19 protein-coding genes are annotated in these 20698 nt (G+C 39.0%); 17 read left to right on the forward strand and 2 right to left on the reverse strand.

Going from position 1 to position 20698, the window contains the following annotated elements; all coding sequences use genetic code 11:
* The first annotated feature begins 50 nt into the window (after positions 1-50).
* The 4 genes from KNP60_RS02035 to KNP60_RS02050 all read left to right on the forward strand — a co-directional run bounded on the left by KNP60_RS02035 (position 51) and on the right by KNP60_RS02050 (position 3680).
* Positions 51-896: a YihY/virulence factor BrkB family protein gene (locus tag KNP60_RS02035; RefSeq protein WP_214796779.1), complete on the forward strand. Its 846-nt coding sequence runs from the start codon at positions 51-53 to the stop codon at positions 894-896.
* 103 nt (positions 897-999) lie between these two features.
* Positions 1000-1923: an LCP family glycopolymer transferase gene (locus tag KNP60_RS02040; RefSeq protein ID WP_214796780.1), complete on the forward strand. Its 924-nt coding sequence runs from the start codon at positions 1000-1002 to the stop codon at positions 1921-1923.
* An 81-nt stretch (positions 1924-2004) separates the two neighbouring features.
* Positions 2005-3204, forward strand: a complete 1200-nt coding sequence (locus tag KNP60_RS02045) for an alpha-amylase family glycosyl hydrolase (protein ID WP_214796781.1) — start codon at positions 2005-2007, stop codon at positions 3202-3204.
* Positions 3205-3329: 125 nt separating this feature from the next.
* On the forward strand, positions 3330-3680 hold the full coding sequence (locus KNP60_RS02050; RefSeq protein ID WP_214796782.1) for a hypothetical protein: 351 nt from the start codon (positions 3330-3332) through the stop codon (positions 3678-3680).
* Between the two features lie 23 nt (positions 3681-3703).
* Here KNP60_RS02050 and galE read toward each other — a convergent pair whose 3' ends face one another.
* Positions 3704-4720, reverse strand: a complete 1017-nt coding sequence (gene galE, locus KNP60_RS02055) for a UDP-glucose 4-epimerase GalE (protein WP_214796783.1) — start codon at positions 4718-4720, stop codon at positions 3704-3706.
* Positions 4721-4747: 27 nt separating this feature from the next.
* The gene (locus KNP60_RS02060) at positions 4748-5980 is read right to left on the reverse strand and encodes a flagellar basal body-associated FliL family protein (protein ID WP_214796784.1); all 1233 of its coding nucleotides are present in this window, start codon (positions 5978-5980) and stop codon (positions 4748-4750) included.
* 195 nt (positions 5981-6175) lie between these two features.
* Between KNP60_RS02060 and KNP60_RS02065 the strand changes: the two genes are divergently transcribed.
* From KNP60_RS02065 to KNP60_RS02125, 13 genes are all read left to right on the forward strand, one after another.
* Entirely contained in the window at positions 6176-6901 is a 726-nt protein-coding gene (locus KNP60_RS02065; protein WP_214796785.1) for a YveK family protein, read from the forward strand.
* Positions 6894-7610, forward strand: coding sequence for a CpsD/CapB family tyrosine-protein kinase (locus KNP60_RS02070; RefSeq protein ID WP_214796786.1), 717 nt, complete (start codon positions 6894-6896; stop codon positions 7608-7610). Before KNP60_RS02065 ends, KNP60_RS02070 begins: the two co-directional genes overlap by 8 nt.
* A 14-nt stretch (positions 7611-7624) precedes the next feature.
* The gene (locus KNP60_RS02075) at positions 7625-8392 is read left to right on the forward strand and encodes a tyrosine-protein phosphatase (protein WP_214796787.1); all 768 of its coding nucleotides are present in this window, start codon (positions 7625-7627) and stop codon (positions 8390-8392) included.
* Positions 8393-8613: 221 nt separating this feature from the next.
* The gene (locus tag KNP60_RS02080; RefSeq protein ID WP_214796788.1) at positions 8614-10491 is read left to right on the forward strand and encodes a polysaccharide biosynthesis protein; all 1878 of its coding nucleotides are present in this window, start codon (positions 8614-8616) and stop codon (positions 10489-10491) included.
* Positions 10492-10508: 17 nt separating this feature from the next.
* Positions 10509-11141, forward strand: coding sequence for a sugar transferase (locus KNP60_RS02085; protein ID WP_214796789.1), 633 nt, complete (start codon positions 10509-10511; stop codon positions 11139-11141).
* Positions 11142-11219: 78 nt separating this feature from the next.
* Positions 11220-12446, forward strand: a complete 1227-nt coding sequence (locus tag KNP60_RS02090; protein ID WP_214796790.1) for a glycosyltransferase family 4 protein — start codon at positions 11220-11222, stop codon at positions 12444-12446.
* A 28-nt stretch (positions 12447-12474) separates the two neighbouring features.
* Positions 12475-13497: a polysaccharide biosynthesis protein gene (locus KNP60_RS02095; RefSeq protein WP_214796791.1), complete on the forward strand. Its 1023-nt coding sequence runs from the start codon at positions 12475-12477 to the stop codon at positions 13495-13497.
* Positions 13497-14360: an SDR family oxidoreductase gene (locus KNP60_RS02100; protein ID WP_214796792.1), complete on the forward strand. Its 864-nt coding sequence runs from the start codon at positions 13497-13499 to the stop codon at positions 14358-14360. The genes KNP60_RS02095 and KNP60_RS02100 overlap by 1 nt, the downstream gene beginning before the upstream one ends.
* 6 nt (positions 14361-14366) lie before the next feature.
* Positions 14367-15494, forward strand: a complete 1128-nt coding sequence (gene wecB / locus KNP60_RS02105) for a non-hydrolyzing UDP-N-acetylglucosamine 2-epimerase (protein ID WP_214796793.1) — start codon at positions 14367-14369, stop codon at positions 15492-15494.
* Positions 15491-16480 (forward strand): glycosyltransferase, encoded by a 990-nt coding sequence (locus KNP60_RS02110; RefSeq protein ID WP_214796794.1) that lies wholly within the window; start codon positions 15491-15493, stop codon positions 16478-16480. Before wecB ends, KNP60_RS02110 begins: the two co-directional genes overlap by 4 nt.
* 195 nt (positions 16481-16675) lie before the next feature.
* Positions 16676-18007, forward strand: a complete 1332-nt coding sequence (locus tag KNP60_RS02115; protein WP_214796795.1) for a hypothetical protein — start codon at positions 16676-16678, stop codon at positions 18005-18007.
* Positions 17997-19406, forward strand: a complete 1410-nt coding sequence (locus KNP60_RS02120; RefSeq protein WP_214796796.1) for an oligosaccharide flippase family protein — start codon at positions 17997-17999, stop codon at positions 19404-19406. The genes KNP60_RS02115 and KNP60_RS02120 overlap by 11 nt, the downstream gene beginning before the upstream one ends.
* Positions 19407-19410: 4 nt before the next feature.
* Entirely contained in the window at positions 19411-20664 is a 1254-nt protein-coding gene (locus KNP60_RS02125) for a glycosyltransferase family protein (protein ID WP_214796797.1), read from the forward strand.
* Positions 20665-20698 lie beyond the last annotated feature (34 nt).

The raw sequence follows: 20698 nt of genomic DNA on the forward strand, positions 1-20698 counted from the left end.
GATGAGGCGTTTTGATTTGTGCGATAATAAGAAGAAAAGGAGTGACGCGCGTGCTCGACCGCCTGGTTCGCCTCGTCATCGACGTCCGCCATCGGTTCAAGGACCACCATATTAACGACTATAGCGCGACGCTCGCGTTCTTTTGGTTTCTCGCCATCTTCCCGACGTTCGTCCTCTTGTTCACCGTCATGGCGTGGCTCGGCATCGACGACGCCTTGTTGATCGAACAGATCGAGATTCTCATCCCGGGTTCGAGCGTGCGCGACATGCTGTCGATCGTCTATGACGTCAGCGGTAACATCAACGCCGGTGTCGTCTCAATCGGTGCCATCATCGCCGTCTGGTCGGCATCGAACGGGACGGCCCGCCTCGTCAAGCTGACCGTGTTCGCCTACGGGGAGACAGAGGCACGAAGCTATGTCGTCCGTCGTTTGATCGGTCTGCTCACGCTCATCGCCTTTAGCATCGGGGCCGTCATCTTGATCGTGTTCCATATCTTCGGCCGTGAGTTCGTTGAGCTCATGTACACCTGGTTCCCAATGTTCGAGGACTTCGATCGATTGGCGACTTTAGCGCGCTATACGTTGTCAACCGTCATCCTTATCTTCGCGTTCTCGATGTTCTATAAGATCGCCCCGCAACAACACGTCAAATTCACAGAGACGCTCCCCGGTGCCGTCTTCGCCGTCATCTCCTGGCAGCTACTGTCGACAGGTTATAGCGTCTATGTCGACCGGTTCTCGATGTTCGGGGACACGTATGGGACGATCGGCATCGTTATCTTATTGCAAATTTGGCTCTACTTGACGGCGGCGACGATGCTGCTCGGGGCCGAAATCAACGCGGCCTGGCCCGACCACATACGACGTGCCCGCTATCAGACACATTTCCCATGAAAATTGAAAAGATATGGTTAGCATTTTTTTACAACGTGCTATAATACAACACGTGAAGCGGGAATTATATCCATATCTAACGATTTTGAAAGCAGGTGCACGCATGGCGAGACATAAGAAGAAATCACGCTGGAAAAAGGTGTTGGCGATCACGCTCGGCGTCTTGACGGTTTTCCTCGTCGCTGGGGGCTTGTTCGTCTGGTCGATGTACCGGGACGTCAACGAGACGGTGACGAAAGTGAACGACAACTTGGAAATCAGCGAAGAACGGAAACAAGTCGAGACGATTGAGCAGAAAGAGTCGGTATCGGTGTTACTGCTTGGGATTGACCGTCGTGACGGGGAGCAGGGACGGAGTGACTCAATCATCGTCATGACGCTCAACCCGACGACGGACGAAGGGGCGATGCTCAGCATCCCGCGCGATACGAAGACAGAAATCGTCGGAAAAGGCATGAACGACAAGATCAACCATGCCTATGCGTTCGGTGGGGCCGAGATGGCGATGAATACGGTCGAAGGGTTACTCGATATCCCGATCGATTACGTCGTCGAGGCGGACATGGAGGCGTTCACCGAGGTCGTTGACGCGCTCGGCGGCATCACGGTGACGAACAACTTCGCGTTTTCGTCGGACGGCTACTCGTACCCAGTCGGACAGGTCGATTTGAACGGGGCCTCGGCGTTGTCATACGCCCGTATGCGTTACGACGACCCAAACGGTGACTTCGGCCGTCAAGAGCGGCAACGCGCCGTCGTCGCGGCCATCGTCGAGAAGGGACGTTCTGACTTCTCGGTCGACAAAGTAACGAAGCTGCTCGACGTCGCCGGCAACCGGGCCAAGACAAACATCGAGTTCAACGAGCTCGTGGCGTTGTCGACAGACTATATGAAGGCGTTCCGCAACGCCAGCACACTTCGCATCGAAGGAGCGGGTGGTCTGGAGTCGGACGGCATCTATTACTGGCATCCGAATGAAGCCTCACTCGCCGATGTCCAAGCCGAGCTACAGCGCTTGATGAACTGAGTCGTCCTTGGGGACGGCTTTTTTTGCGTTTGAAAATCGTGTATCGGTGGGAGTGATAAAGAGACACTGAGGAGGGATCACATGCTTTGGGAAACTGTTGAACCGATCATGAACCGATTAGAGGATGACCATACATCAGAGGACTGGCAGGAGCTGTTCATGAAGTGGGATGGTCATCATTGGCACGACGGGGAAGGTGTGAGCGAGAAGACGAGCGTGCTCATGATGGACGCGAACGCCGTCACGACGGATGGGAGTCCCGACTTGGACGCACTCCATGACCTGTTGAAGGAACACGTCCAGGCGTCGATCAGCGACTTGTATCTCGTCTCGCTGTTCCCGTATCCGGCCAAACCGACCGATACGGCCATCAATCCGCGCATCCGATTATACGAGGACCTCGGACGCTTCAAGCACGAGTTCGAGCTCATGTATGACACCGAGCCCGACGTCTACAACGAGCTACAGTTCAATCTGCTCGAGGAGACGGACGCTTTCATCGAGCGGCTCGCTCAAGGCGCGACGAAGCTGCGTGTTCATGTGCAATCATTCCGTGGTATGCCGGAGGAGAGCATTCAACGCGTCATCGAACTCTGGCACGCGGTACTTCATCACTATAAACCGCACGGCCAGTTGATTCTCGCCTATGAAGGGGACGTCCAAGCACTCGGCTCGTACATCAGCGTCGCCGATGCGATTTGTCACTTCGACCTCGCGTCGCACACGATGCTCGCTTTCGCGCAAGGGGATGCCAAGAAGCTGTCCGACTGGGCGAATCGGATTGAGGCGCCGGAAGCAGGGAAGACATACTTTAACTTCTTGTCGATCCACGAGCGTGACCCGTTCGAGAAAAATTTGATTGAGCCGAGCGTCGACATGATTCTCGCGGCTCACAGCATCTTGTTCTCGCTACAAGGCATCCCGACCGTTGATTACCGGACACTGCTCGGTGTCCAGACACCGGTCGACCATGACGCGCTCATCCAAGAGCTAAAGACGGATCCGTATCGCCTGCAAGTATTCTCTGGTATCATCAGCCAGTTGAACGTCAAACGGACACATCCGGCCTTCTCGCCTTATGCTGAGCAGCGAATCGATACGTCCGACAAACGCGTCTTCACGGTCGAAAGAAAGAGTAAAGAGGAGACGCTCATGCTGTATACGAACGTCAGCAATGAGCCGGTCACCGTGCAGACGAGCGGGACGAACCTATTCACAGGTGAGCCGGTCGAGACGATTGACCTCGATGCGTATGGGTTTGTTTGGGTGAAATCTGAATAGGACTTTTGATTCAAATTTAAATTGTGTGATTTAGGTGTATTGACTCATGATTCATTTGGTAGGAGAATGGATATAGAAGGAATTTCCATGACAAAATCCTACATACACCTAAGGAGCGAATTCCGATGAATCAGTCACTATTTATGCATGTCTTAAGCCTTACATTCCATTCATTTTCGTATTGGATGTTTGCGACGTTGTTCATCGCATTAGCGGGCTTCGTATTTTTCTACATGTGGGACCGTGAATTTGCGATCGAGTACCGGACGATTTGGCGTAAGTTCTACTATTTGACGTTCGCAGCGTTCGTCTTGTTCGGATTAATCGTCGGTGAGTTCACGTTCGACGCAGCGTGGGCGCTCGCCGGCATCGCCATCTTGATTGCCGTCCTCGACTTCGGGGTACTCGTCACACCGGGCAAAGAACCCGAAATTATTGAAGTCGACATGACAAAACGGCTGACAGAAGAACCTTAAGGTTCTCGTGTCAGCCGTTTTTCTTATGCCCGATAACCATTCGGGTTGTTCGATTGCCAGTTCCAAGCGTCGCGGCACATGGCGCGGACGTCGTGTTTCGCTTCCCAGCCGAGTACACGTTTCGACTTCGATGGATCGGCGAAGCACATGGCGATATCGCCCGGTCGGCGCGGCGTCACTTGGTACGGAACAGCTTTTCCACTCTCGGCCTCGAACGCATGGACGAGGTCGAGGACGCTATAGCCGGTCCCAGTCCCTAAATTGAATGCCTCGGCGCCGGTGTGGTCCATGACATAGTCGAGAGCTTTCAAGTGACCTTCGGCCAAGTCGACGACGTGGATGTAGTCACGGACGCCGGTCCCATCCGGTGTGTCGTAATCGTCACCGAACACGCTCAGTTCGTTCAAGCGGCCGACGGCGACTTGCGTGATGTACGGCATCAAATTGTTCGGGACGTCGAACGGGTCTTCGCCGATTCGGCCTGATTCATGGGCGCCGATCGGGTTGAAATAACGTAAGAGGGCAATACTCCAAGACGAATCAGATACAGCAAGGTCGCGCATGATGTCTTCAATCATCAGCTTCGTCCGACCGTACGGGTTCGTTGCGCTGAGCGGGAACGTCTCGTCAATCGGAGTTCGTTCAGGAATCCCGTAGACGGTCGCCGATGAGCTGAAGACAATCCGTTTCACACCGAATTCATCCATTACTTCTAAAAGGATGGTCGTACCGACGACGTTATCTTCATAGTAGCGAAGTGGCTCGGCAACTGATTCACCTACTGCCTTCAATCCAGCGAAATGAATGACGGCGTCAATCTGGTGCGAGGTAAACATTTTCTCTAATAACTCGCGATCGCGGATATCGCCAAGGTAGAACGTGACCGACTTTCCGGCCAAAGACTCAACGCGTTTAAGCGCTTCATGACAGCTGTTGCAAAAATTATCGATGACGATGACGTTGTAATCAGCTTCAAGCAACTGTAGGACGGTATGGGTACCGATATAACCGGCACCCCCTGTAACAAGAATCGTGTTCATGGGGATTGCTCCTTCCGTGAAACTCTCTTATTTTTCAGTCAGTCGTACCCGTGTCTGTCCGTTCGTACCTTCGAATAAGCGGATTGAATACGTCTCACTCTCGTAAACTACTGCATCGTCCGTTTCCAAGACTGGTTCGCCGAGCGAGCGGAACGCCTCGCGTGTCGTTTGCGTGTTCGTCCAGTCGATGGCGTGTACTTTGTCTTGTTGAATGACGAAGAAGCCGCCGTTATAGAACGTATAGGCGTTCAATGCATCCGTCTCCCGGCCGTAAGGAGCGCCGATCGTCTCCGTAAGTGCTGCTTCGTTCATGGTGAAGAAATCAGGAATTGATTCGCCGAGCCAATCGTTGTTCAAATTCGTGTTCACCCAGTCGAGTAGAGCGCTATCCGTCAAGTCACGTTGTGGCCAGTCGGTTGTGACCGCGTCGAGCGGGGCCCACGCTGTCGTCCCATCCAAATTCACTTCAACGTGATCGTCTTGTTCCTTCACAATCTCGTAACGGTCGCCGATATCTCCTATATAGGTGACGGTCGTGCCGTTCGGTTCCGAGACGAGGTTGACATTCTTCGATGCGAGCCAAACATAATTCGTTTCCGGTTCTTGAACGACCGGCTCAGGATCTGGCTTCGGTGTTTCCTCGACGACTTTGGCTTCTTGTTTTGGTTCCAACAAGTCCAATACATATGGATACCCCAAATAGCCGCCTCCTATGAGTAAAATCAGGAAGAAAAGCACACCGATCAACTTGCCGGATTTTCGGCGTGGTTTTGCCGGCTCGATCGTGCGTTGATACTTCGCTCGTTCGGCTCGTGATGGGACTGGCGCTTCGGGCATATAACGTGGTTTAGCAATAGTTGATTTCTCTTCTGCTTTTGTAGTTTCGACTACGGTTGTTTCAGGGGCGGGTACCGGTACCTTGTCCACAATCGGTGTTCCCTTGACGACTGTCTTGTCAATTGATGCAGATTGATGAACCGTTGCTTCTTTGTTCAACACGGTGTCATGCATCTCAAGTAAAGACACATAGTATGGAAGAAACATGGCATCTTTCTTTCCGTCTTTAATCCAACCAGCGAAGTCTCCCGCCGACTTTTCTTCCGTCGGTAGTGATTCTTGCGTTGCTCCGGTCAATTCTTCGAAGGACACACTTAACGATTTTCCGTCCCCTAAATTTTGTTTAATGGTATCTTGCAGTTTTGTACGTGTTGCCGCATTCGTGTCTGCGTACAACTGGAGTAGGCGCTCACTAACGTGCACTATTGACTCCTCCTTTTGTTAAGTTCTTCCTAACAAAGTTTATCAGATTTACATACCAAAAAACCCAAATTTTAAAAAATGGGTCATCAACTGTGAGGATTTTTGCTATAATGTTTTGGTATTGGCATTGTTAAATATTATCTGCGGAATTTTTCCAGTAGTGACTTTAAAGAACAGAGGAGAGAAAACACGAGCATGAAAGAAGAAACAATTTCCCTTGGAGAATTATTCTCCATCTTAAAACGGAGCAAATGGCTCATCGTTACTTTAGCAATCATCGCGGCGCTTATCGCCTTTTTAATTAGTTCGTTCGTGATTAGTCCGACATATGAAGCTTCGACGCAAGTACTCGTCGCTCCGAAGGAAACACAGAACAACATGATTGATAGCAGCCAAGTTCAGTCGTCGGTCGCGCTCGTAAACACATATCGGGTCATCATCCAAAGCCCGGCAATTTTAGAAGCTGTTCAACAGAATGTGATTGGTGCTCCAGAGAACATCAGTAACTTAATCACAGTCAACAGTGAACAAAACTCGCAGGTCATCAATATTAAAGTTCAACATACGAACCCGGTTCTAGCAACGGACATTGCCAACGAAATCAGCACTGTGTTCGCAGAAGAAGTCAGCGAGTTAATGAGTGGTGTTGACAACGTCAAGGTATTGTCTGATGCATCAGTTCCAATGTATCCAGTTAGTCCAAATATTATATTAAACACAGCAATCGCAACAGTTCTTGGTTTAATGATTGGTGTTGCCATCGCATTCCTCAAAGTGGTATTAGATCGTCGTATTAAAACGGAACAAGATGTTGAAAACATTTTAGAACTTCCTGTTCTCGGATCAATCCCTGTGATTGATAAAGTCGAAATGATGAAACAACGTCAAGCTAACGTGAAAGGTGATCAAGTCCATGTTTAACTTCGGAAAAAAGAAAAGTAAGCATATCAAATATGATAAAACGGGTCGGGACTTAATCACACTACACAAGCCAAAGTCACCGATTTCAGAGCAATACCGAACAATCCGGACAAACCTAGAGTTTACGGCAGTCGATGAGGATCTACAGACAATGGTTATTACCTCAGCTTCTTCAGGGGAGGGGAAGTCTACTACCTCGTCGAACCTTGCTGTTGTCTATGCTCAACAAGGTAAGCGTGTTCTGTTAGTCGATTGTGATATGCGTCGTCCGACAGCCCATTTCACGTTTCGTCTTTCAAACGGAATTGGACTTTCGACAGTCTTAGCGAAGAAAACGACTGTTGAAAAAGCCACGCATTCGACCCAAGTCGAGAATTTAGATTTGATTGCGGCTGGACCAATTCCACCAAACCCATCTGAATTATTATCTTCCAAGATGATGGATCGAGTTTTAGAAGAAGTTCGAGCAAATTATGACATCATCATTTTAGATGCTCCTCCAATGATGCAAGTAGCAGATACACGTCTTTTGGCTCGTAAGGTTGATGGTGTCGTTCTCGTTGTCGGTTGTGATAAATCAGATCGTCAGATGGTTGTCAAAGCGAAAGAACAGTTGACGCTCGCGGAAGCACATATTCTCGGTGTTGTCTTGAACAAACGCGAACCACAAGGCAGCGACGATTACTACTACTACTATGCATACGAATAAAAGGAGAGCGTGCCATGATTGATATCCATTGTCACTTATTGCCGGCTGTCGATGACGGTCCGGAAACAGTCGAACAAGCGGTCGAGATGGCGAAGCGCGCCGTAAATGAAGGGGTGACTGCAATCGTGGTCACCCCCCACGCGTTTCATCCGCAGTTTGACACAAGCCAGCTCGATGTAGCGAATGCTGTCACGAGATTACAAAATGTTTTGCGGCAAGAGGGGATCAACCTTGATTTGTATGCAGGACAAGAGATTCGAATCTTTGGAGACCTTGCGGAATCGTTAGAGCAAGGTAAAGCGTTATCGCTTGCTGGATCACGTTATGTCCTGGTGGAGTTTCCTAGTGATTCTGTACCAGCTTATGCTGAACAGCTATTCTTTGGCCTTCAAACGGAAGGCTATACCCCCGTCATCGCTCACCCAGAACGTAATAAAGAATTTGCCACCAATCCCAAACGACTGATGGACTTCGTCTCGTCTGGTGCGCTCTCACAGATTACGACGAGTAGTTTGACAGGAGAGTTCGGTCAGAACGTGAAAGAGCTTGCATTTGCTTTCCTTCGTAACGGCCTCAGCCATTTAATCGCATCAGATGCTCATAGTACAGGTCGTCGAACATTTTATTGGACGGAAGTCGAAAAGGTTGTTCAGGAAGAACTCGGTTTAGACAAGTGGGAAAATTACGTAGTCAATTCGGAAGCAATTATAAAAGATGACTTTGTATTTATCGATCCACCGACGTTGCCGACTAAAAATTGGCGAGGGAAATGGAAAAAGTAATTAACTTATTTTACAAGACTAAATATTTACAATTTGCTTGTAATGTGATTCTTTTGTCGACAACTGTCGAACGATTGTAGGTTTATTTTACTCCTCGTATGTTTTTATATTAGGTCGAAAGTGATACCCTTAGTTTATAATTTTGAAAGGATGTAAGTTACATCCTTTTTTCTATGAATCAGACATATAATATATATTATCCCAGCGAGGAGGAACGATGAATGTCATTTACGGAGCTGAAAAGAAAATCGATTCGGACTAGTATTTTGGCTACGCTAGATATTATTGCAATCATTTCTGCAATCACATTTACGTATTTCTTTTTGTATCCCGTCGAATTTTTATTTTCGATGAATCAAAATCATTTCATCCAATCGGCGATTATTTACAGTGTGTTATTTATTGTAATAGCGGGACTAAGCGGTCTCTATGATGTAGCATGGCGATTCGCCAGTATTAAAGAAGCCATTCGACTAACACTTACATTGGTAATGAGTACAGTTTCCCTATATCTTATACAGTTTGGAATGTATGGAGAAGCAATGGAGCGCATGTTGTTTCTCAGTTTCTGTCTTTCCTTATTAGCCTTAGGAGCAATTCGCTTAGGTTCGCGTGTAGTAATCACTTGGAACTCTAATTCTGCTTCAGGCATATTTAATAAGAAATTAAAGAGACGAAAAGATGAGAAACGGACGCTGATCATCGGTGCTGGTCAAGCCGGACGGATGCTCGTCCGTCAAATGCAACACTCACAAAATCATCGGATGAACCCGATTGGGTTTATTGATGATAATAGTCATCTGCAGTCATTAACTGTTAACGGCGTAAAAGTATTAGGGAAGGTTAATGATTTAGAATCTGTAGTTGAACGTGAAGCGGTGGATAAAATTGTTTTTGCTATCCCATCGATGAATTACAAAGAAAGATTAGAAATTATCAAACGTGCAAAAGCGATTTGTACAAATGTTCATACGTTGCCAATGATTGAAGAAGTGGCAGCTGGTAAAGTATCGGTCAATCAGATGCGCCAAGTGTCAATTGAAGATTTACTTGGGCGTGAGCCTGTAGAACTTGATATCTCTGGTATACAGTCAGAAGTAGAAGACAAGACGGTCCTTGTGACCGGTGCTGGTGGTTCGATTGGTTCTGAAATTTGTCGTCAAATCTTAAAGTTCCAGCCATCTCGCCTTTTACTATTGGGTCACGGAGAGAATAGTATCTATTTAATCGAACGTGAGCTAAGTAATTTAAACTTAAATATTGAACTTATTCCCATTATTGCGGATGTACAAGATCGAAATCGATTAAGAGAAGTATTTGAATCATACACGCCACATCTTGTCTTTCATGCAGCAGCCCATAAACACGTGCCATTGATGGAGTCTAATCCTCATGAAGCTGTTAAGAATAATATTTATGGGACGAAAAACGTTGCTGAAATGGCCAATGAATTTGGTGCTTCTCGATTTGTGATGATTTCCACTGATAAGGCAGTGAATCCCACAAATGTCATGGGGTCAACAAAACGGATTGCTGAAATGGTAGTTCAACGTTTAGGAAAAGTAAGCCGTACGAAATATGCTGTAGTTCGTTTCGGGAATGTTCTGGGAAGCCGCGGCTCGGTCATACCGCTTTTTAAAGAACAGATTGAAAAAGGTGGCCCGATTACAGTTACTCATCCGGAAATGACCAGATACTTCATGACTATTCCTGAAGCGAGTCGACTCGTTATTCAGGCAGGCATGCTTGCTGACGGTGGAGAAGTCTTCGTTTTAGATATGGGCGAACCCGTGAAAATTGTTGACCTTGCTCGAAACATGATCAAATTAAGTGGGTTTACAGAGGAACAAATCTCTATTGAATATAGTGGGATTCGTCCAGGCGAAAAAATGTTCGAAGAGTTGTTGAAAGAAGGCGAAGTCCATCCGGAAGCAGTATATCCAAAAATCTTTACAGGAATCGTTTCAGAAGAGAAGAATTTAGACGAAAAACTAAATCAAATTGACTATCTTACAACAAGCGAGGCACTTAGTCTTTATCTTGTAAGTTGGGCAAATGATGGTATTGAGTTGACTGATAATATTCGAGAAACTGTTTGACTATTGGAGTGTGAATAATGAAATACATTGAGCAGAAAAGAAAAATGGACTTCATTCTTTCTTTAGTAGGATTAGTTGTTTTATCACCTTTATTTGTTGGGATTATGATTGCGATTAAATTGGAGTCGAAAGGTCCCATCTTTTTTAAACAAAAGCGTGTCGGAGTGAATCAAACTCATTTCCAAATTTTAAAATTTAGAACGATGAAAATTGATACTCCTAATGATACACCAACGCATTTATTACTAGACCCAGATCTCTACATTACAAAAGTAGGAAAGTTTCTTCGGAAAACGAGTCTTGATGAACTTCCTCAAATCTTTAATATTTTAAAAGGCGATATGGCAGTAATTGGCCCTCGTCCCGCACTTTGGAATCAATATGATTTAATTGAGGAACGTGAAAAGTATGGAGCTAACAGTGTAACTCCTGGATTAACTGGCTGGGCTCAAATCAATGGTCGAGATGAACTACCAATCGAAATTAAAGCTAGATTGGATGGAGAATACGTTCGAAGAATTAGTTTCACGATGGATTGTATGTGTTTTTTTAAAACCATTGTAAGTGTTGTTCAAAGTAATGGGGTTAGAGAAGGGCAACATAAAGCAGAGATTGAGGTAGCCAGTACAGAAGAAAAAATTATTGAATAATACTATAGCGGGCAATAATACATGCTGATTTAAAATTAGTACTAATATTAAAGTATTTAACAAAGATAATAAGGAAGTGTGGATATAGCTTTGAAAAAACATATATTGATCATTGCTCAATATTTTTATCCAGAACAATTTCGAATTAATGACATCTGCAAAGAATGGGTTCAAAAAGGTTATAAGGTAACAGTAATAACAGGAATACCGAATTATCCGCAAGGAAAATATTACAATGGATACGGGCTGTTTAAGAAAACTAAAGATACTTACGAAGGTGTCGATATTATAAGAATTCCGCTTATCCCTAGAGGTAGTAGCTCAATTATGCTGGCTTTAAATTATCTTTCATTCGTGATTTCAGGATATTTCTGGAGCCTGTTTTCAAAAATAAAAGCAGACTATGTGTTTGTATATGAAGTATCACCAATGACTCAAGCTCTTCCTGGTGTTTGGTATGCTAAAAAGAGAAACATTCCTTGTTATTTATATGTCACAGATTTATGGCCTGAGAATGTTGAAATCGTTGCAGGAATTAAAAATAAAAAAATAATTAATTTAATAGGTGCGATGGTTGATTATATTTATAAGAGATGCGATAGAATTTTTACATCATCTCATAGTTTTATTGAATCAATCGAAAGCCGTGGTGTTAATTCAGATAAGCTAGAATACTGGCCCCAATACGCTGAGGATTATTATAAACCGATTGATAGAATTAATGTTAACGTTCCAGAAATCCCTCAAGACGATATTTTTAATATAATTTTTGCAGGTAATGTGGGATATGCTCAAGGATTAGACATTCTTCCAAAGGCAGCAAAAATTCTTAAAGATATGAGTATAAAAGTTAGATTTAATATTGTAGGAGAAGGTAGATATAAAAATTCCCTTATAGAAACAACTAGAAATTACGAAGTCTCAGAATATTTTAACTTCATAAGTAAACAGCCGCCTGAAAGAATTTCGGATTTCATGGCAGTTAGTGATGCGACATTAATAAGTCTTTCCAAAAGTAAGGTGTTTTCAATTACTCTTCCTGCGAAAACTCAATCATGCTTAGCATGTGGAATACCTGTAATCGTTGCAGCCGATGGAGAAATACAAAAAGTAATCGCTGAATCGCAAGCCGGAGTTTGTGGTGATGCAGGAGACGCGATTGGTTTAGCTGAAAACATAAAAAAAATGGTTGGGATGTCAATAGATGAACGGCAAAACATGTCTTTGAATGCAGTGAACTACTATAATAACAACTTTGATAAAACATCATTGTTAAATAAAATGGATACATGGTTTGGAAGATAAAAACATAAAATGATAGGGGTACATAATAATGTTTAAAGATAAAACTTTGTTAATTACAGGTGGCACAGGATCTTTTGGAAATGCAGTCATGAAAAGATTTTTGCATACAGATGTAAAAGAAATAAGAATTTTTTCTCGAGATGAGAAAAAACAAGACGACATGAGAAAACTATATAAAGATGATAAATTGAAGTTTTACATTGGGGATGTTAGAGACCTTTCGAGTGTAAAAAATGCAATGCACGATGTGGATTATGTATTTCATGCAGCAGCACTTAAGCAAGTACCATCATGCGAATTTTTCCCTCTTGAGGCAGTTAATACAAACGTGTTAGGTACAGATAATGTTCTAACTGGAGCTATTGAAATGGGAATTGAAAAAGTAATTTGTTTATCTACAGACAAAGCTGCATATCCCATTAATGCGATGGGGATCTCAAAGGCTATGATGGAAAAAGTGTTTGTAGCTAAATCGAAAACAGTCAATCCAAATAGAACACTAATTTGTGGTACTAGATATGGAAACGTGATGGCGTCTAGAGGATCAGTTATTCCATTGTTTGTAGAACAGATTAAAACTGGACAACCTTTAACGGTAACAGATCCGAATATGACGAGATTTTTGATGAGTTTAGAAGAAGCAGTTGAATTAGTAGTTTTTGCCTTTGAAAATGCTGAAGCTGGGGACATAATGGTGCAAAAAGCTCCTGCCTCTACTATAGGAGATTTAGCTCAAGCTGTTAAAGAGTTATTTAATGCAGATAATGAAATTAAAGTTTTTGGAACTCGACATGGAGAAAAGTTATTTGAAACACTTTTGACTAAAGAAGAACATGTAGTGGCTGAGGATATGGGTGGTTTTTATAGAGTCCCAGCTGACAATAGAGATTTAAATTATGATAAATATTTCGTGGAGGGGAATGAAGAACTACAACAAGTTGAGGATTATAACTCTCACAATACAGAACGACTAAACGTAGAGCAAATAAAAGAAAAACTATTAAATCTCGATTTTATTAAAGATGAGTTAAAAATATGGGGAATTAAATAATGAATATCTTAGTTCTAGGTGGAACAGGAATGGCTGGGCATACCATTTCTCTCTATTTCAAGGAATCAGGTCATAATGTTGCAGTGTTAAGCAGAAACAAAGTCGACTATTGTGAAAGCATAATTGGCGATGTTACAAATTTTGCTGAAATAGAAAAAATAATTGTAAAAGGTGAATATGATGCAGTAATTAATGCAGTTGGTATATTAAATGCGGATGCGGAAAATAACAAATCAAATGCAGTATTGCTAAATAGCTATTTACCACATTTTTTAAGCGATTTAACTAAAAACACTAAGACAAAGATTATTCACATGAGTACAGATTGTGTGTTTTCGGGCAAAGATGGATCTTACTCTGAAAATGCATTAAAAGACGGCGATACTTTTTATGATCGTTCAAAAGCTTTGGGTGAATTAGATAATAATAAAGATTTAACATTTAGAAATTCAATTATAGGACCCGATATGAAAAGAGATGGAATAGGACTATTTAATTGGTTTATGAAGCAAGAAGGTAAAGTACAAGGCTATACTAAAGCTATTTGGACGGGTGTAACGACATTGACATTGGCCAAAGCAATGGAAAAAGCATTAGATGAAAATCTTTCTGGCTTGTACAATTTGGTTAATAATGATGTGATCAATAAGTATGAATTACTTACGTTATTCAACAAATACTTTAAAGATAATGAATTGACAATATTACCTAGTGACAAACTCGTGCTTGATAAATCTTTAGTAAATAATCGAGAAGACTTCTCGTTTCAAGTTCCAAGTTATGAAGTTATGATAAGTGAAATGAGAGAGTGGATTGACACACATCAAGAATTGTATTCGCATTATTTTCTAATCGAGGAGTAAAAATACATGAGTAAATTAAAATTAATGACCATTGTTGGTACAAGACCTGAAATAATTAAATTGTCTGAAATAATTAAAAAAAGCGATAAATATTTCGAACATGTTCTTGTTCATACTGGCCAAAATTATGACTATGCATTAAATCAAGTGTTCTTTGAGAATTTAGGGATTCGAGAGCCAGATTATTATTTGAATGTAGTTGGAGACGATTTAGGACAAACTATGGGGAATGTGATTGCAAAATCTTACGAAATTCTGGTAAGAGAGAAACCCGACGCTTTATTAGTGCTAGGAGATACAAATTCATGTTTAAGTGTAATTTCGGCGAAACGTTTGAAAATTCCGATTTTTCACATGGAAGCAGGAAATAGATGTTTTGATGAGAATTTGCCCGAGGAAATTAATAGAAGGATTGTTGATCACACAAGTGATGTGAATCTTTGTTATACAGAACACGCAAGAAACTATTTAAACTGGGAAGGAGTTTCTAAAGATCGAACATATGTTGTAGGTTCACCGATGGCAGAAGTATTAAAAAACAATAAAAAGTCTATTGAAGATAGTGAAGTACTTAGAACTTTGAATTTAGAAAAAGGTAAGTATATTTTGCTTTCAGCACATAGAGAAGAAAACATAGACGATGAAAATAACTTTATGGCTTTAATGAATGCTATTAATGCCTTAGCAGATAAGTATGACTTACCTATAATCTATAGTATGCATCCTAGAAGTAAAAAAATTATTGAAGATAGAAAATTTGAGTTTCATTCTAACGTTAAAAGCTTACAACCTTTTGGCTTCTCAGATTACAACCATCTTCAAATGAATTCTTTTTGCGTAGTGTCTGATAGTGGGACAATTGCTGAAGAAGCATCTTATTTCAAATTTCCTGCAGTATCTGTAAGGACGAGTACAGAAAGACCAGAAGTATTAGACAAAGGAAATATGGTGATTGGTAGTATAACTACGGAGCAGGTATTACAAGCTGTAGACATGGCAGTAGAAATGAACATTCAGGGAGACTTGGGAGAAAATGTCCCTAACTATGTAGATGAAAATGTAAGCACAAAAGTAATAAAACTAATTCAGAGTTACACCGGAATAGTTAATAAGATGGTTTGGAGAAAGTCATGAAAATAATGGTTTTTGATGTTCCTGCAGAAAATGGAGGTGCGCTTTCGGTTCTGCAGGATTTTTATGAAGAATTTCTACTTGATAAAGAAAATGAATACATTCTTGTTTTAAGTTTGCCTGAGTTAAAGGAAACGCAGAATGTGAAAGTTCTACGTTTTCCTTGGGTGAAGATTAGCTGGTTTCACAGATTATACTTTGATTATTTCGTTGCACCACGCCTAGTTAGTGAATATAAAGTTGATCAAATACTTTCTCTTCAAAATGTTATTATCCCGAACGTAAGGACAAATCAAAGTTTGTTTGTACACAATGCACTCCCTTTCTCTCCTAAGAAATTTTCTTTGAAGGAAAGTAAATTTCTATGGATTTATCAAAACATTGTCGGAAAAAAAATAATACATTCAATTAGAAAAGCAAATCAGGTAATTGTACAGACCAATTGGATGAAAAATGAGATTTCCTATAAGTTAAATGTACCATCAAAAAAAATTGTAATTAAGCATCCGAAAATTAATAAAAATGTCACTAAGTTCTTCGATAAACCGTCTGAAAATTTTTGTACTTTCTTTTATCCGGCAAGTGGTATGATTTTTAAAAATCATCAAATAATAATAGAAGCATGCTTAAAGTTAAAAAAGGAAGGAGTTAGTAATTATAAAGTAGTTCTTACTTTAGCTAAAGAAGAGAACTCTCTAACTGAAAAAATTTATAAAATAGTCAAAAGAGAAAAACTACCCATTGAATTTATTGGAGTTTTAAAAAGAGAAGAAGTATTTGATTTTTATACTAAATCTGTACTTATTTTTCCTTCTTATATAGAAACAGTAGGTTTACCTTTGATCGAGGCTAAGATGCATAAGACTCCAGTAATTGTTGCTGATTGTTCATATAGCAGAGAAATTTTAACAGGCTATGAGGAAGCATTATACTTTAAATTTTCAGATTGTAGAACTCTTGCGAATCATATGAAGAAATATATAGTTTAATAATTAGATTGCAAAATACCCGTCGAAGTGTTTATTATTCTTTAAAATTTGAGAACTATAATTTTTTTAATGTTCATTTAATGACAACGTATGCAAATCTTTATATTTAGATACAATAATTCTAACAACGTATGCAGCATTGAAATGTATAATTAAATAAAAATGTTCACCCGATTTGGAAATTAGGAGAATTTCATGAATCCATTTGGTATAATTTTAATTTTAATGTTATTTTATATGCTTTTTAACACATCAAGTTTTAAGCAGAGATACATGTATTTATTGGTGATAACTATTTGTATAGAAACATTTATAAATCTTGGTTTTTTCTTCAAAATTTCTAATTTTGAACTACAATATTCTGAGTTTATGCTTGCAATTTTAGGCATGCTTTCTATGACATATTTATTAAAAAATAAAGTTAACAAATCAATAATTACCATAGGATTGCTGTTTATCGGATCTCTGATAATAAGCGGTTTAATATTAATAGTTTTGCCTTATTCTAAGCCGATTATTACATTTGGGATGCCCTGGACTGGATATTTCACTGGAGAAATGGCAATGGCACAGTTCACCATTCAAAGTATTAAAATGTCTTTGAGAATTATTTTGTATGTTTTAATAACGATTGTTAGTGTTAGCATTCTAAGCAAAAGTGATGTAAAAGAATTAACGAAAAGATTTATTAGTTTTGGGTATTTTGTTGTGGGTTATGGTTATTTAGAATTCGTTGTTAAAAACTTTTTGCAGAGTGACTTCTTATCTTCATTCAATAATTGGTTTTTTGGATTAGGTGATTGGACCGTGGAAGTGTTAATCGAAAGAAGTGATACATTTGCCTTACAAGGTTTTACCAAAGAACCAGCACATTTTGCTGCAGCACTGTTTTCGCTTACTTTAGTAATCGTTTTTTCTGGTAAAAGTCGTAAAACCTTAATTTCATTACTTTTCATAGGCTTAATTATGTTTTTAAGTAGATCTTTCTCTGCTGTACTTTATCTCGCAACCTTGAGTTCAATATATGCAATATTTAATAATAGAAAAACGATATTTGTTTCTCTAACAACATTATTTGTATTTACAGTTACACTTTCAAGTGTCTTTGAATACTATTTAATACGTTTGGGTAACGTAGTTGATTTACTAGTATTAAATAGAATAGATCAAACTTATTCTGAGCATATTAGAATTATAAGCGTGATAGAAAATTTTAAAATTTTTCTTGATAGACCATTATTCGGAATTGGTATTGGTACTAGTTACGCGCATGGATTTATACCTACCTTGTTAGCGAGCTTAGGTCTATTTGGTTTTATATTATGGTTGATTTTAATATTTAAAGGAATTGCAAAAATGAATATTTCTTTCGATAATTCTTTGATCATTTTTTTATTAATAGTTTGTTGGACTTTCACAGGTTCTATTAATAACGTATATTCTATGTCATTATTTTTAATAACTCTCGTAATTAGATATACACCAAACTATTGTGGGTTTGAAAATGAGGTTGAAAATGGAATCTGAAATCTTAAAAAAAGGTATAAATAACACAATTTTTGTTTTATTATCACAAGTTATCAAATTAGTTTTAGGTATTTCAAAAATTCTACTGTTACCATTAATCCTTGGTATTACTAATTTCGGATATTGGCAAGTCTATTTATTATATCTGAGTTACGTAGGTATTTTCACTTTAGGATTCAATGACGGGATATACCTTAAGTACGGTAAGTATGATTACAATGAGTTACCAAAACAAAAATTTAGATCCAGTATTAAATTATTTTTTATACTTCAAATAATGATTACATGGATAATATTCACTTTAGTCATGTTTGAACCGGATGAAAATAAAAAAATTGCTTTAATGTTTGCCACGATAAATATTCCTATTGCAAGTTTTAGTGGCGTATTAATTTATATTTTACAGGTAACCAATCAATTAAAAAAATACAGTTTTTATACAATTTTAGATCAACTACTACTTTTAATCGTTATTTTAATCGCTCTTTTTACTCAAACAAATAATTATTTACTAATTATTTTTACTGATTTCCTTTCTAAAATAATAGTTCTTGTGCTAATGATTCGTTCATGCAAAGAATTAATATTTGGAAACGGTGCAGGTGTTAATATTGCTAGAAAAGAGCTGAGCGACAATATTAGAGTGGGTATAAAGCTTATGATAGCAAATTTCGCTGGAATGATGATTCTTGGATTTGGAAGGTTCGTTGTAGAAAGATTCGAAAATATAGATGTTCATAGTAGTTATTCTTTTGCAAACTCAACTATAAATTTGGTTTTGATTTTTATTTCTGCACTAGGTTTAGTAGTTTATCCGACTTTTAGTAGAATTAACGCAGAACGATATTCACTGTATTTTCTAAAGCTAAATAATTTAATACGAATCTTAGTGTTTATATTATTAGTCTCCTATTTCCCTTTAAAATTTTTTATTGAAGAATTTATGAATGAATACAAATTAGTTTTTGATTATTTGCCAATAATTTTCGCGATAATATTTCTGCAAGCAAAGATGCAAATTGTAATAAATCCTTTTTATAAACTTTTAAGGGAAGAAAGAGCAATGATGGTTGCGAATATTATGGGGTTGATCTTTGCAATAGTTACAATTACAGTTTCATATTTTGTAACGCAATCTGTATTTATTATAGCATTAAGTACATTTTGTGCTATGGCCATTAGATTATATCTTTCTGAAAAATTTATAAAGAAAAAATTAGAAATTTATAAAGACAATGGCTTTTTACTCGAAGCTTTTTATATAACTATATTTATAATTTTTGCATACCAAGTCAGCTTCTCATTAGGAATTTTTGGATATACAATTATTCTTATGCTCTATCTTTTAACTCAACTTAAATTTATAAAAAAGAATATTGATTATTTTATGAGGGGATGATTTTTTGCATATTGTTTTTGTAGTTGGAAGTTATTATCCTAATTATTCTGCTGTAGGAAAATGCGCGAGTAACATTGCCGAAGAATTAGCAAAAAGTAATAAAGTTACTGTTATTTCTTTAAAAGATTATTTCAATCAAAATGAAAATGATGAAATAAATAATCAGAAAATTTTACGTGTAACTACTAAAGACTTAGTCAAAGAATTTAAATTAAATGATAAAATTGAGTCTTCAAAGGGATTTATCAAATCAGGTTATATTATTTTAAATAAACTTAATAAAGTCTTTCGAAATTTTAATATCATTTTTTCTAAAACGACTATTAATCAAAATTTAGTTGAAAGTTATATAAATGGACTGACTAGTATTTCGCATCCTATAGATACCATCATCCCAGTTTGTATGCCTTATGAAGGTGTAATTGCATCTATACAATACAAGAAAAAATATAACAATGAGGTCAAGGTAATTCCTTATTTATTTGATCAATTTGTAGAAAATGATAGTTTACACCGCTTGAAATTAATAAAAATATTAAAACGAAATGCTCATTCTAAATTAGAAAAAAATACTGTTGAAAATTCAGATTCGATTTTGATTTTAAAGCAATTGAATAGTTATTATATGAAACACTATGAAAAGTTTATGAAGAAAGTTCATGTAGTAGAACATCCACTATTGAAATTGCCAAACGTAACTGTTAGCAGTAACAACAATAAGACCAAATTTGTTTATGCAGGATCATTCTACAAAAATATTAGAAATCCAAAGTACATGTTAGATGTATTCACTAAAATATTTGAAAAGTCTGAAGGGGAACTCAATATATATTCATTCGGTGATTGCGACCGAATAATTGAGAATTATACCTATAATAAATCTGAAATAAAGAGTTTCGGGAAAATTAGTAATGACAAAATTCCTGAGAAACTTATTAATAGTGACTTTTTGGTGGCTTTAGGTAATAAAGATGACAAACAAGTTCCAAGTAAAATATTCGAATACTTTACTTACGGAAAACCCATTATATATTTCTATACAAATTCAAATGATAAAAATTTGGAAGTGTTAGAAAAATACAAATTAGCAATTTGTGTAAATCAAAATTCGGATAATAAAACCTTAAATTCAAATAGAATAATCAACTTTTGTAAAAATAATGTAGATGAACGGCTATCTTTTGAAGAAATAAAACATACATTTTTAGATGCTACTCCTGAATATACTGTGAAAAAAATTAATAGTTTAATCAGATAATCAGATTTCTTGTGGATATTAGTGGGTACAATCG

Origin of the sequence: Exiguobacterium sp. s5 (assembly GCF_018618075.1) — a bacterium.
GTDB classification, from domain to species: domain Bacteria; phylum Bacillota; class Bacilli; order Exiguobacteriales; family Exiguobacteriaceae; genus Exiguobacterium; species Exiguobacterium mexicanum_A.